Genomic DNA, 12,879 nt, shown 5'->3' with positions numbered 1-12,879 from the left:
GAGCCGTGCCCCGCCGGCAGGCCGTACGCGTACGGCCTGCCGGCGTTCGTATGTGCTCGCCACGATCGGCGGCTTCGACTCACTGAGAGCCAGGGGCTGTTGCCCTGGGCGTCACTCGCTCAGGGCGGTGCGGAGGAAGTCGAGGATCTCCGCCCGGGCCGGTTCCGCCTGCGGGACGATCCCGGGCATGGACAGGAAGGCGTGGATCGCGCCCTGGTGTTCCGTGAGGCGGGTGGGCGTGCCGGCCGCGTCGAGCCGCTCGGCGTAGCGGCGGCCGTGGTCGGCGAGCGGGTCGTGGGTCGGTACGACGACGAGGGCGGGCGGCAGACCGCTGAGGTCGTCCGCGTGCAGCGGGGAGAGCTGGCGCGGGTCGGTACCGGGCGGCACGGCCAGCCGCCGGAACAGGCGGAGTTGGGGCAGGCTCAGGGACGGCGTCCGCGCGTGCTCGGTCATGGAGGCGTGGTCGACAGGGCGTCCGTCGTGTCGACCGCCGGGTTCACCAGCACCTGGGCCCGGAGGGCGGGGCCCGCCGCCGCGCGGGCCCGGATCGCCGTCAACGCGCCGAGCAGTGCCCCGCAGCTCTCCCCGAACAGGGCGATCCGCTCCGGGTCGATGCCCCATGCCGCGGCGTCGCCGGCCAGGTGCCGCAGGACGTCCCAGACGTCGTCGGCGGCGCGCGGCAGTGGGCTGTCGAAGGACAGGAGCCGGTGGTCGACCGAGGCGACGACTGCGGGCAGCCGGACCGCCAGGTGGCTGTTGACCCAGTCGCTCTGCGTCGCCGTGCCGACGAACCCGCCCCCGTGGACGTGGACGACGAGGGGCAGAGCCGCGCCGTCCGACGGTCCGCCGGTGGGCCGGGGCCGGTACAAGCGGACCGGCAGTTCGTGCCCCGGCAGCCGTACGGTCCGCCACTCGACGGCCGCGCCGGGGTCGGGCTCTCCGGTGGCGACGCGCGCGGCGGCCGAGGCGCGGAAGCGGTTCTCCGCCTCGCTGAAGGCGGCCAGTTCACCTGCCGTGACATGTTCCCAGTCCGGCTCCGCCGGACGTTCCGGGGCGGCGAGCGCCGCCGCGCCCGTGCCGCCGATTCCGCCCGACTCGCTGTGCTCACTCATGACTTCCCCTTCACCCGAACGGTCTTCTCGCACTGTCTGCGCACCCTCAGGTGTCCTGCCGAACTCGAGGAACGGAACTCGAGGAACCGGACCCGAGGGATCGAAACCCGAGGTGTCGCACCGGATGCCGACCCAGACAGCGAACCCCAGATATCGAACCCCAAGGTATCGAAACCTGAGGTATCGAAACCCAAGGTAGCGAAAAGAGGTACCGTGGCGCCATGCCTTCGCGCCCCTCCGACGCTCCGTCCCGCACCTCACCCGCGCCCCCGTCGGACGCCGCACCCGCCCGACCGCACGGCCGCCCGCCCGGCCGCCCCCGCGCGGGCGTCAACTCCGCTGTGTTCGCTGCGACGTTGAGCACGGTCGTCGAGCTGGGGTACGCCCGCGCCACCGTCGAGCGCATCGCGGCCGCGGCCGGTGTGGCGAAGTCGACGGTCTACCGGCGCTGGCCGACCAAGGGCGCGCTGATCGTCGACTGCCTTCTCGACGCCCTGGGGCCGGCCCCGCTGGAGGGTGGCACCCACGCCGAGATCCTGGAGTCGAGCGTGCGGCGCGTCGCCGCGCGGATCGGCGAGCCGGGAGTCGGGGACGCGTTCGCCGGAGTGTTCAGCGACGCCGTCAGCGACCCGGCGCTGCGCGAGATCCTGGCGACGCGGCTGCAACAGCCGTATCTGACCGCGCTCCAGGAGGCGCTCGGCGAGCCGGAGCACCGGGTGCTGTTCCTCATCGACGTCGTGGTGGGCGTCCTGCTGCACCGGATGGGGATGACGGGCGAGCCGATGGTCGAGCGGGACGTGGACGCGCTGGTCGCCATGGTGCTGCCCCACTTCGCGGCCGGTCCCGGCGGGCGCTGAGCCCGGCGCCGGCAAAAGCCGTCGACATCCCGTGCCGTGCTCCGCGATGCTGGGCGCGATGACTCGTATCGACGACACACCTGCCGCCTGGGACGACCGCACCCAGCTGACCACGTTCCTCGACTACGCGCGCGACACGGCCCGCGCGAAGTGCGAGGGCGTCTCCGCGGAGCACGCCCGTACGGCGCTCCTGCCCGGATCCCCGCTGATGACCCTGAGCGGACTGATCAACCACCTGCGCTGGGTCGAGTACTTCTGGTTCCAGGTCGTCTTCCTCGGAGAGGAGGACGAGGGGCCGTGGACCGACGAGGATCCCGACCGCGAGATGCGCATCGCCGTCGACATCCCGCTCCCTGAGCTGCTCGACGCGTACGCCGAGCAGAGCGCCCGCTACCGGGAGATCGTGGCGAAGCATCCTCTGGACACGAAGGCGCAGCGCACGACGCGGCCGGGCCAGGAGATCGATCTGCGCTGGATCCTGCATCACCTCACCGAGGAGACGGCCCGGCACAACGGGCACCTCGACATCCTGCGTGAGATGCTCGACGGCAAGACCGGCAGCTGACGTCACGCACTCAACTGAGCTGAGGCGCCCGGGAGTTCATGACCCCTGGGCGCCTTTGCACATACCGGGGCATTTCGCATGGCGAGACGATCGTCTCGTCTCGCGTTGACATCTCCTGATCATCTGCTTCATATTCCTGTCCATGTCACGCAGCCCCGTCACCCTGGAGAGCGCCGCCATCGAGCTGGCGCTCATCGGCGTGACCCGGCACAGCGTCTCCGACATTCACTGTTGCTGACGTCTGCAGACGTGCGCGCGGGCCGTCCGGCCCGGACGGTTCCCGTTTCCGGCGCGCACCCGTGCGTACTCCGCCCGCAGGCGTGACAGTTCCCGGCGCTCCCCTCCGTACCCTCGCTCGTCGACCTTCCGGCCTTCCGCCGTGTCGACGAGTCGACACGGTCGTGTTCGTGCGCCCCTCTCGCTGCCTGCGCGGTTCCCCTCGATCCGTTCCGCAGTAGTCCTCAGAGAGGCCGTCCTCCGATGCGTCAACCGTCCGTCAAGTCCCGCCGCCTGGCCGCGGCCGCAGCCGTGCTCGTCGTGGGTGCGGGTGCCGCGGCCTGCGGCCCCCAGGAGAGCAAGGGCGGTTCCGCCGGCGCCGCGGGCACGCCCCACAAGGGCGGCACGCTCACCGTCCTGAACAGTAGCCCGCAGGAGGACTTCGACCCCGCGCGCCTCTACACCTCGGGCGGCGGCAACATCCCCTCGCTCGTCTTCCGCACGCTCACCACCCGCAACCGCGAGGACGGCGCGGCCGGCGCGAAGGTCGTCCCGGACCTCGCGACCGACCTCGGCACGCCCAGCAAGAACGCCACGGTCTGGACGTACACCCTCAAGAAGGGCCTCAAGTACGAGGACGGCAGCCCGATCACGAGCGCCGACATCAAGTACGGCATCGAGCGCTCCTTCGCCGCCGAACTGTCCGGCGGCGCGCCGTACCTGCGGGACTGGCTGATCGGCGGCGCCGACTACGAGGGCCCGTACAAGGACAAGAAGGGCCTCGACTCGATCGAGACGCCCGACGAGCGGACCATCGTCTTCCACCTGAACAAGCCCGAGGGCGAGTTCCCCTTCCTGGCCACGCAGACCCAGACGACGCCGGTGCCGCAGAAGAAGGACAAGGGCACCAAGTACGAACAGCACCCCCTCTCCTCGGGCCCGTACAAGGTCGTGAAGAACGAGGGCGACGGCGAGCGGCTCGTCCTGGCGCGCAACACGCACTGGTCGGCGGCGACCGACGAGGAGCGCAAGGCGTACCCCGACCGGATCGACGTCCGCTCCGGTCTCGACTCCGCCGTCATCAACCAGCGGCTGTCCGCCTCGCGCGGCGCCGACGCCGCCGCCGTCACGACCGACACCAACCTCGGCCCGGCCGAGCTCGCCAAGGTGTCCGGCGACAAGGACCTCGCCGCGCGCGTCGGCACGGGCCACTTCGGCTACACGAACTACATCGCCTTCAACCCGAAGGTGAAGCCGTTCGACAACCCGAAGGTGCGCCAGGCGATCTCGTACGCCGTGGACCGCTCCTCCGTCGTGAACGCGGCGGGCGGCTCCTCCCTCGCCGAGGCCGCGACGACCTTCCTGCCGAACCAGAAGTCGTTCGGCTACACGCCCTACGACCACTTCCCGGCCGGGAAGAACGGCAACGCGGCGAAGGCCAAGGAGCTGCTGAAGGAGGCCGGTTACGCCAAGGGCCTGACCGTCACGCTCACGCACTCCAACGCGAAGGACTTCGCGACGAGCCCCGAGATCGCGACCGCGCTCCAGGAGGCGCTCAAGAAGGCCGGCATCACGGTCAGGCTCCAGGGCCTGGAGGACAACGACTACTCCGAGACCGTGCACAGCGTGAAGTCCGAGCCCGGGTTCTTCCTGAGCGGCTGGGGTGCCGACTGGCCGTCCGGCGGCCCGTTCTTCGCCCCGATCTTCGACGGCCGGCAGATCGTGAAGTCCGGCTACAACTTCAACTCGGCGCAGCTGGACGACTCTTCGGTCAACAAGGAGATCGACGCGATCAACAAGCTGACCGACCTGGGCGCCGCCGCGCAGCGCTGGGGCGCGCTCGACAAGAAGGTCGGCGAGCAGGCGCTCACCGTGCCGCTGTTCCACCCGGTCTACAAGCGGCTGTACGGCGAGTCCGTCAAGAACATCGTGATCAGTGACTGGACCGGTGTGCTCGACGTGTCACAGGTCGCGGTCAAGTAGCCATGGCGGAAGCACTGTTCACCGAAGTCACCGCGTCCGGTGACGCGGCCGAGGGGGCGGGGGCCGTCGCGGCGGCCCCCGCCCCCGGGGGCCGCCCCTTCTGGCGGCGGCTGCGGGCCAGGCGTTCCGCGCTCGTCGCCGGCGGCGTCGTCGCGTTCCTGGTCCTCATCGCGCTGGCGGCGCCGCTGCTCACCGCTGTCGAGGGGCAGGACCCCACCACGTACCACCCGGACCTCGTCGACTCGGCGACCGGCGGTGTGCCGCTCGGTTCGTTCGGCGGGGCGAGCGCCGACCACTGGCTCGGCGTCGAACCCCTCACCGGACGCGACCTGTTCGCCCGGGTCGTGTACGGCGCGCGGGTGTCGCTGGGCGTCGCGCTCGCCGCGACGGTCCTCCAGGTGCTGCTCGGCGTGGCGATCGGCCTGGCCGCGGGGCTCGGCAACCGGTTCGTCGACCAGGCGCTCAGCCGGGTCACGGACGTGGTCGTCGCGCTGCCGGTGATGGTGGTGGCGCTCGGCGCGCTCGCCGTCGTCCCGGCCGGCTTCCCGCGTCCCGTGCTGATCGCCGTCATCATCGGACTGGTCGGCTGGGCCGGCACGTCCAAGATCGTGCGGGCGCAGACCCTGGCCCTCAAGTCGCTGGACCACGTGGCGGCGGCCCGGCTCAGCGGCTGGGGCCGGTGGCAGGTGGCCCGGCGGGAGCTGCTGCCCGCGCTGGCCGCGCCCGTCATCACGTACGCGGTCCTGCTGTTCCCGGGGAACATCGTGGTCGAGGCGGCGCTGTCCTTCCTCGGTGTCGGCATCAAGCCGCCGACCCCGTCGTGGGGGCAGATGCTCAGCGACGCCGACACCTGGTACCAGGCGGCCCCCACGTATCTGCTGATCCCCGCGCTCCTGCTGTTCGTCACCGTGCTGGCGCTGACCGTCCTCGGCGAGGGCGTACGCACGGCGCTCGACCCGCGGGCCGAGTCCCGGCTGCGGGTCGGCACCGGCCGCAAGCAGGAGACCCGGCACGATGCCGAGAAGGAGGCCGGCGCATGACGGGCTTTCTGATCCGCCGCGCGGGCGGCGCCGTCTTCGTCCTGTTCGCCCTGAGCGTCGTCGTGTACGCGGCCTTCTACGTGGTCCCGGGCGACGTCGCGCAGATCGCGTGCGGGCCGCGCTGCTCCCCCGCGCAGGTGGCGCAGGTCAGCGCGCAGCTGAAGCTGGACGATCCCTTGTACGTGCGCTACGCGCACTTCCTCCAGGCCCTGTTCACCGGGCAGGACTTCTCGACCGGCACCGGTGTGCTGCACTGCCCGGCGCCCTGCCTCGGGCTCTCGTACCAGAGCGACCAGCAGGTCACGGGGCTGATCCTGGCGAAGCTGCCCGCGACGGCCTCGCTCGTCGTCGGCGCGTCCCTGCTGTGGGTCGTGCTCGGCGTGGGCACGGGTCTGCTGTCGGTGTGGCGGCGCGGCCGGCCGACCGAGCGGATCCTCACCTGGATCACGCTCGCGGGCATGGCCACGCCGGTGTTCGTCATCGGACTGCTGCTGATCATCGTGCTGGTGACGGCGCTTCAGGTGCTGCCGTTCCCGGACTACGTGCCGTTCACCGACGATCCCGAGCAGTGGGCGTGGAACCTGCTGCTGCCGTGGGTCTCGCTGGCGCTGGTGTCGGCCGCGCCGTACGCGCGGATGACCCGCGCCTCCATGCTGGAGACGCTCGCCGAGGACCACGTGCGCACGTTCCGGGCGTACGGGGTGCCCGAGCGGACGCTGGTCGGGCGGCACGCCCTGCGCGGCGCGCTCGCTCCGGTGATCGCGCTCGGCGCGCTGGACATCGGCTCGATGTTCGGCGGCGCGCTGCTGACGGAGTCGCTGTTCGGCATCCCGGGTGTGGGGCGCGAACTGGTCGACGCGGTCCGCACCGTGGACCTTCCGGTCGTCGTGGGTCTGGTGCTGGTCACCGGGTTCTTCGTCGTCCTCGCGGGCGCCCTCGCGGACGTGTTCCACGCACTGGCCGACCGAAGGGTGGTGCTCGCATGAGCCTGATCGAGGTCAAGGACCTGTCCATATCGTTCGGCGCCGTGCGGGCCGTACGGAACCTGTCGTTCTCGCTGGAGCCCGGCCGGGCGCTCGGCATCGTCGGCGAGTCCGGCTCGGGCAAGAGCGCCTCCGCGTACGCGCTGCTCGGGCTGCACCGCGGCACGGGCGCCGAGGTGTCCGGCTCGGTGCGGGTGGCCGGGGTGGACGTGCGCGAGGCCGACGACGCGGAGCTGCGCTCGCTGCGCGGCGCGAAGGCGGCGATGGTCTTCCAAGACCCGCTGTCCTCGCTCGACCCGTACTACGCGGTGGGCGACCAGATCGCGCAGGTGTACCGGGTCCACCGCCGGGTCTCGCGGCGTGCGGCGCGGGCCCGCGCCGTCGAGGTCCTGGACCGGGTGCGCATCCCCGACGCGGCGCGCCGGGCGCGGTCGCGGCCGCACGAGTTCTCGGGCGGGATGCGGCAGCGGGCGCTCATCGCGATGGCTCTGGCCTGCGAGCCGCAGCTGCTGATCGCGGACGAGCCGACGACGGCCCTGGACGTCACCGTGCAGGCCCAGATCCTGGATCTGCTGCACCAGTTGCGGCAGGAGACGGGCATGGGGCTCGTCCTGGTCACGCACGACGTGGGGGTGGCCGCCGAGTCCGTCGACGACGTTCTCGTCATGCGGGCGGGCCGGGCCGTCGAGCGCGGTCCGGTCGGCGCGGTGCTGGCCGCGCCCGCGGAGTCGTACACGCGGGCGCTGCTCGCGGCGGTCCCCCGGATCGACGGCGCGGCCGCGCCCGCCCGCCCGGGGCCGGCCGACGCGGGCGAGCCGCTGGTCGAGGCGGTCGACGTCCACCAGGTGTTCGGCCGCCGGTCGGCCGCGACGAAGGCCGTCGACGGGGTCACGCTCGGCGTGCGCCGGGGCGAGACCCTGGGCATCGTCGGGGAGAGCGGCAGCGGCAAGACGACGCTCGGCCGGATGCTGGTCGGGCTGCTCGAACCGAGCGCGGGCCGGGTCGTGCGGCGGGGCCGGGTGCAGATGGTGTTCCAGGACCCGCACTCGTCGCTGAACCCGCGCCGCTCGATCGGCGAGTCCGTCGCGGACCCGCTGCGGGCCGCCGGGAGGCTCGACGAGGGGGCGATCCGGGCCCGGGTCGGTGAACTGCTCGCGCAGGTCGGGCTGGAGGCGGATCAGTACGACCGCTATCCGCACGAGTTCAGCGGCGGGCAGCGGCAGCGGGTCGGGATCGCGCGGGCGCTCGCCGCGGACCCGGACCTGATCGTGTGCGACGAGGCCGTGTCGGCGCTCGACGTGACGACGCAGGCCCAGGTCACGGAGCTGCTCGGCCGGCTCCAGCGGGAGCTGGGGCTCGCCCTGGTGTTCATCGCGCACGATCTGGCGGTCGTACGTCAGGTCAGCGACCGGGTGGCCGTCATGCGGGCGGGCCGGGTCGTGGAGGAGGGACCCGTGGACGAGGTGTACGCACGTCCTCAGGATCCTTACACCCGGCAGCTGCTGGCGGCGGTCCCGGCGCTCGATCCCGGGCAGGCGGCCCGACGCCGGTCCCTGCGGGCGGAGTTGACGACGGTCTGACGGACGCGAACGGCCGGTGGCGGACAGGTTCCGCCACCGGCCGTTCGCGCTTTCCTCCTGCTTCCCGCGGCGATTGACTCCGACCCTCCCCCTCGCTAGATTGCTGAACATGTTCACTGAACACGTTCACCGAGAGGCGTCATGACGGCGCCATCGCGTTCCGAGCAGAAGGAAGCGACCCGGGCCCGGGTCCTGGGCGCGGCCGAGCGGCTTTTCGGGGCGCGCGGCTACGCGTCGACGACCGTCCGCGACATCGCCGCGGACGCCGGGGTCAGCGTCGGGACCGTGATGGCGGTCGGCGACAAGGCCGCGATCCTGGTCGAGCTGTTCGACCGCCGGATCGCCGCACTCCACTCGGCCAGGGACACACAGGGGGCGCCCGCGGCCCCGGGCCGACCCGTCGACGACGTGCTGACCCTGTTCGCGCCGTTCGTCGAGGTCTTCACCGCCGACCAGGACCTGGCCCGCCACTACGCGGCCGCGCTCGTCTCCGGCCGGCACCGCGCGGGCGTCTTCGACGAGCTGGCCGGGGTGCTGCGGCGCGAGATCGCCGACGTCCTGACCCGGCACGGGTTCACGCGCCCGGCGGCGGAGCGCGCCGCGACGGCGGTCCATCTCGCCTATCTCGGCACGCTGTTCATGGGCGCGGGGAGCGGCACCGACGACCTCGGGGGGCCGGTCGAGGACCTGGTCGCGGCCGTGGAGTTCATCATCGAGAACCGAGAGGGGAACCCGTCATGAACCTGAGCCCGGACCCGTGGTGGCCGCAGGCGGTGCTCGCGGGCGTGCTCGCCGCGGACGCCCTGATGTCCGTGCGTCCGCCCGCGTTCATCCGCGCCTGCCTGAGCGGGGTGGGGTTCCCGGAGGACTGGTGGTGGTCCCTCGTCGCGATCAAGCTGCTCGCCGCCACGGGCCTGATCGTCGGCCTCTCCTCCGACGGGGTCGGCGCGGCGGCGAACGCGGGCGTCGTCTGCTACTTCCTGGCGGCGTCCTACGCGCACGTCCGTGCCCGGTTCCTGCGCTCGGAGTTCTGGGTCAACTGCCTGGGCATGCTGGCCCTCTCTCTGGCCGCGCTCGCCCTGTCGTACGGCGGCTGACCGGCCGGGCACGCCACGGAATGGCCCAGTGCACCCGCCCTGATGTGGCCCATGGTTCAGGGCCACATCACCGGCAGACTGAGGGCATGACGACAGACCACGCCCCGCACGCCGACCGCACCCGAGTGGACTTCTGGTTCGACCCCGCCTGCCCGTTCGCCTGGATCACCTCGCGCTGGATCCTCGAGGTGGAGCCGCTGCGCGACCTCGACGTCCGCTTCCACGTGATGAGCCTGTACCTGCACAACGAGGGCAACGAACTGCCCGACTGGTACCGGGACCTGGTGAACCGCTCGCTCGGCCCGGTGCGGGTCGCCGTCGCGGCGGCCGAGCTCCACGACGACAAGATCCTGCGCGACCTGTACACGGCGTACGGCACCCGCATCCACCAGGACCGCGCCGAGGACTTCGACCAGGTGACGGTGGAGGTCCTGGCCGAGCTGGGGCTGCCCGCCGAGCTGGCCTCGGCCGCGCACTCGGACACGTACGACGCGGCGCTGCGGCGCAGCCACGACGCCGGGACCGACCCCGCGACGGGCGCCTACGTCGGCACGCCGACGCTGCACCTGGACGGCACCCCGTTCTTCGGGCCCGTGCTCGGCGCGATCCCGCGCGGCGCGGAGGCCGCCGAGGTCTTCGACGCGGTACGCGTCCTGGCCCGGCAGCCGCACTTCTACGAGCTGAAGCGCGAGCGGACGGGCAGCCTGGACTTCTCCTGAGCGGGCCGGGGCGGGCCGGGGCCGAGCGGGGCGCGGGGGTCAGCGCACCACGTCGAAAACGTTCATCTGGATCCCGTTGGAGTACGCCTCGTGCTCGACGAGCTTCAGCTTCTGGGCGTCCTTGTCGGTGTCGCTGAAGAGGCGCTTGCCGGCGCCGAGCAGCACCGGGAACACGAGCAGGTGGTAGCGGTCGATCAGCCCGGCGTCGGACAGCGCGCGGTTCAGGGTGGCGCTGCCGTGCATGATGATCGGCCCGCCGTCGGTCTCCTTCAGGGCGGCGACCTCGTCGAGGGAGCGCAGGATGGTCGTGTCGCCCCAGTCGGACACGAGGGCGGCGTCGGTGAGCGTGGTGGAGACGACGTACTTCGGCAACGGCTTGTAGTCGGCGAACTCCTCCATGGCCGGCCACACCGGGCTGAACGCCTCGTAGCTGGTCCGGCCGAACAGCATGGCCGAGGCCTCCTTCTGCTCCCGCCCCTTGATCTCGTAGGCCTCCGGGACGAACTCGATGTCCTTGAAGGTCCATCCGGCGTTGCGGTAGCCCGCCTCGCCGCCGGGCGCCTCCACGACGCCGTCCAGGGAGACGAAAGCGGTGCTGATGAGCGTGCGCATCTGTGTGTCCTCGATCTTCTCTGGCCTCGCGGTGCCCGGCGGCCCCGCTGTCTCGCTGTGTCACTCCTACGACCCGGGCCCGCCGGAAAACTCATCGCCTGAAGGCCCACCTTTTCACCGCGCGGCGGATCAGGTCAGTCGAGAAACCGGGCGATCAGGTGGTTCGTCGCCTCCGGCAGCGCGGGCGGCAGGGCGTGGTGGGCGATCCCCGGGAGTACCGTCACGGTCGCCTCGGGCATCGACTCCCGCGCTGTCGCCGCCAGTTCACGGGCATCGTGCGCCTTGGCGGCTCCGGCGAACAGGATCAGGGCCGGGGACGTGAAGGCGCGCAGGGCGTCGGGGGCGGGGCGCGGGCCGGTCGCGGGACGCAGGGCGGGGAAACGGGCGGCTGCCTCCTGGAGCGCCAGGCAGTGGGGGTCCAGGGTGTCGGCGCCACCGCTCTCCCACTCCAGGAACGCACGGACGCGGCGGGGCGTCGGCCGCAGAAGCATCGGCAGGGCGCGCAGGAGGTAGGCGGGCCGGAAGCCGGCGAAGCACTGCGTCGGGTCGAGCAGGACGAGGCGCCGGGTACGGGCGGGGGTACGCAGGGCGTGGTGCAGGGCGATCCAGGCACCGTAGGAATGGCCGACCACGTCCACTTCCGCGCCCCCGAGCCCCAGTCCGTCGAGGACCGATCCCAGCCAGTCCATGAGGTCGTCGAGCGTGCGGGGGCCGCGGCCGGGATCGGGCACGCTGCGGCCCGGGGCGCCGAGCAGGTCGACGGCGTGCACCCGGTGCGTACGGGACAGTGCGGCGGCTTGCGCGTACCAGGGGGCGGATGTCGCGCCTCCGCCGCCCGGGAGCAGGAGGACGGGCGGACCGTCGGCGGGGCCGCACACGTTCACGTGGGTGGCGCCGAACGGGGTGGGGACGGTGACGGAGCTGTGCGGTGCGGGCCACTTGCTGAGGACCCGTTCGTACGCGGTGCTGAAGACGTCCGGGTCGTAGGCGTGCGGGTGGGGCGGGTCGTGGACGGCGGCGCGTGGACTCATGGCGGTACAACCCCCTGATCTGCGGTCGAGCCGATGCCTTCTCGGGCCACTGCCTCGCTCGACTAATATCTCGTCGAGCGAGATGATTGCTGAGCGAGATGATAGTCGGAGGTGGCGCCCGTGTCCGAGTCGAGGCCCGCGGGGTCCGAGCGGGAGATCGTGCACCTGCTGCGCGCGGTGGTCGTCGAACTGGGGCTGCACAGCGCCCGGTTCGCCCGGGAGAACGGCATGCACCCCACCGATGTGCGGGCCCTGATCGCCCTGATGGACGCGGCGCGCGCGGGCGAGGAGACCACGGCCGGTTCCCTGGGCGCGGCGCTCGGCCTCAACTCGGCCGGGACGACGGCGCTGGTCGACCGGCTGGAGCGGGCGGGGCACGTGCGCCGCGAGCGCGGGGAGCGGGACCGCCGCAAGGTGACGGTCGTCGTCGACGAGCGGGCGGTCGCGCTCGGCCAGGCCCACTTCGGCCCCCTGATCCAGCGGACGACGGAGTTGCTCACGACGTACGACGAACACCAACTGGACGCGATCCGGGGCTTTTTGGAGGGCGTGCGGAAGACGGCGGCCGCTGACGGCTAGGGCCCTTCTTTCCGATCAGGCTGGATCGGGGAGCAGGACCACGGTCGCCCCTCCGGGACTCGACGGCGTGGTCCATACTCTGAGTCTGTCCGTCTACCGGGGAGCGTCATGACAAGCAGGTTCACCGAGTTGGTCGTCGACTGTCACGACCCGGAGGCGCTCGCGGTCTTCTGGTGCGCGGTCCTGGACTTCAAGGTGCTCGAACAGCGCGAGGACCTCGTCGAGATCGGTTCCTGGGCGCCGACCGTGGAGGAGGTCCGGGCGCGCCAGATGCCGCCGACCCTGGTGTTCATCCGGGTGCCCGAGGGCAAGGAGTCGAAGAAGAACCGGCTGCATCTCGACGTCAGCCCGATCGACGGCAGCACCGAGGACGAGGTGGCCCGGCTGCTCGCGCTCGGCGCCGCCAAGGCGGACGTCGGACAGGGCCCGGACCGCAGCTGGGTGGTCATGACGGACCCCGAGGGCAACGAGTTCTGCGTGCTGCGCACCCTGGCCCCGTAGCGCC

16 protein-coding genes are annotated in these 12,879 nt (G+C 72.1%); 12 read left to right on the top strand and 4 right to left on the bottom strand.

Going from position 1 to position 12,879, the window contains the following annotated elements:
- Positions 1-111: 111 nt before the first annotated feature.
- Together IAG42_RS38505 and IAG42_RS38150 are read right to left on the bottom strand one after the other, a co-directional pair.
- A complete protein-coding gene (locus IAG42_RS38505; RefSeq protein ID WP_317453350.1) occupies positions 112-453 on the bottom strand; it encodes an alpha/beta hydrolase in 342 nt (113 codons plus the stop codon).
- The gene (locus IAG42_RS38150) at positions 450-1,112 is read right to left on the bottom strand and encodes an alpha/beta hydrolase (protein ID WP_317453349.1); all 663 of its coding nucleotides are present in this window, start codon (positions 1,110-1,112) and stop codon (positions 450-452) included. Before IAG42_RS38150 ends, IAG42_RS38505 begins: the two co-directional genes overlap by 4 nt.
- A gap of 221 nt (positions 1,113-1,333) precedes the next feature.
- On the opposite strand from IAG42_RS38150, the gene IAG42_RS33410 reads away from it, so the two are divergent.
- The 10 genes from IAG42_RS33410 (at position 1,334) to IAG42_RS33370 (ending at position 10,152) form a co-directional block, all read left to right on the top strand.
- Positions 1,334-1,969 carry a TetR/AcrR family transcriptional regulator gene (locus IAG42_RS33410; RefSeq protein ID WP_188340693.1) on the top strand — a complete coding sequence of 212 codons (636 nt, stop codon included), beginning with the start codon at positions 1,334-1,336 and terminating at the stop codon, positions 1,967-1,969.
- 58 nt (positions 1,970-2,027) lie between these two features.
- A complete protein-coding gene (locus IAG42_RS33405; RefSeq protein ID WP_188340692.1) occupies positions 2,028-2,534 on the top strand; it encodes a DinB family protein in 507 nt (168 codons plus the stop codon).
- A 142-nt stretch (positions 2,535-2,676) separates the two neighbouring features.
- On the top strand, positions 2,677-2,772 hold the full coding sequence (locus IAG42_RS38500) for an Ms4533A family Cys-rich leader peptide (RefSeq protein ID WP_317453348.1): 96 nt from the start codon (positions 2,677-2,679) through the stop codon (positions 2,770-2,772).
- 242 nt (positions 2,773-3,014) lie between these two features.
- Positions 3,015-4,733, top strand: a complete 1,719-nt coding sequence (locus IAG42_RS33400) for an ABC transporter substrate-binding protein (RefSeq protein WP_188340691.1) — start codon at positions 3,015-3,017, stop codon at positions 4,731-4,733.
- A 2-nt stretch (positions 4,734-4,735) separates the two neighbouring features.
- On the top strand, positions 4,736-5,773 hold the full coding sequence (locus tag IAG42_RS33395; protein WP_188340690.1) for an ABC transporter permease: 1,038 nt from the start codon (positions 4,736-4,738) through the stop codon (positions 5,771-5,773).
- On the top strand, positions 5,770-6,759 hold the full coding sequence (locus IAG42_RS33390; protein WP_188340689.1) for an ABC transporter permease: 990 nt from the start codon (positions 5,770-5,772) through the stop codon (positions 6,757-6,759). The genes IAG42_RS33395 and IAG42_RS33390 overlap by 4 nt, the downstream gene beginning before the upstream one ends.
- The gene (locus tag IAG42_RS33385; RefSeq protein ID WP_188340688.1) at positions 6,756-8,336 is read left to right on the top strand and encodes a dipeptide ABC transporter ATP-binding protein; all 1,581 of its coding nucleotides are present in this window, start codon (positions 6,756-6,758) and stop codon (positions 8,334-8,336) included. The genes IAG42_RS33390 and IAG42_RS33385 overlap by 4 nt, the downstream gene beginning before the upstream one ends.
- A gap of 141 nt (positions 8,337-8,477) precedes the next feature.
- Entirely contained in the window at positions 8,478-9,077 is a 600-nt protein-coding gene (locus IAG42_RS33380; RefSeq protein WP_188340687.1) for a TetR/AcrR family transcriptional regulator, read from the top strand.
- Positions 9,074-9,433 (top strand): DoxX family protein, encoded by a 360-nt coding sequence (locus IAG42_RS33375; protein ID WP_188340686.1) that lies wholly within the window; start codon positions 9,074-9,076, stop codon positions 9,431-9,433. Before IAG42_RS33380 ends, IAG42_RS33375 begins: the two co-directional genes overlap by 4 nt.
- Positions 9,434-9,519: 86 nt before the next feature.
- Positions 9,520-10,152: a mycothiol-dependent nitroreductase Rv2466c family protein gene (locus IAG42_RS33370; RefSeq protein ID WP_188340685.1), complete on the top strand. Its 633-nt coding sequence runs from the start codon at positions 9,520-9,522 to the stop codon at positions 10,150-10,152.
- 39 nt (positions 10,153-10,191) lie between these two features.
- On the opposite strand, the gene IAG42_RS33365 is transcribed toward IAG42_RS33370, so the two are convergent.
- Positions 10,192-10,764: a dihydrofolate reductase family protein gene (locus tag IAG42_RS33365; RefSeq protein ID WP_188340684.1), complete on the bottom strand. Its 573-nt coding sequence runs from the start codon at positions 10,762-10,764 to the stop codon at positions 10,192-10,194.
- Positions 10,765-10,898: 134 nt separating this feature from the next.
- On the bottom strand, positions 10,899-11,795 hold the full coding sequence (locus IAG42_RS33360; RefSeq protein WP_188340683.1) for an alpha/beta fold hydrolase: 897 nt from the start codon (positions 11,793-11,795) through the stop codon (positions 10,899-10,901).
- Between the two features lie 120 nt (positions 11,796-11,915).
- Between IAG42_RS33360 and IAG42_RS33355 the strand changes: the two genes are divergently transcribed.
- Together IAG42_RS33355 and IAG42_RS33350 are read left to right on the top strand one after the other, a co-directional pair.
- Positions 11,916-12,374 carry a MarR family winged helix-turn-helix transcriptional regulator gene (locus IAG42_RS33355; RefSeq protein WP_223206266.1) on the top strand — a complete coding sequence of 153 codons (459 nt, stop codon included), beginning with the start codon at positions 11,916-11,918 and terminating at the stop codon, positions 12,372-12,374.
- A gap of 108 nt (positions 12,375-12,482) precedes the next feature.
- On the top strand, positions 12,483-12,875 hold the full coding sequence (locus tag IAG42_RS33350) for a VOC family protein (protein WP_188340681.1): 393 nt from the start codon (positions 12,483-12,485) through the stop codon (positions 12,873-12,875).
- Positions 12,876-12,879: the final 4 nt, after the last annotated feature.

Source organism: Streptomyces xanthii (genome assembly GCF_014621695.1).
Classification (GTDB): domain Bacteria; phylum Actinomycetota; class Actinomycetes; order Streptomycetales; family Streptomycetaceae; genus Streptomyces; species Streptomyces xanthii.
The sequence above is the reverse complement of the archived record's forward strand: the minus strand, read 5'-3'. Positions and strand labels throughout refer to the sequence as shown.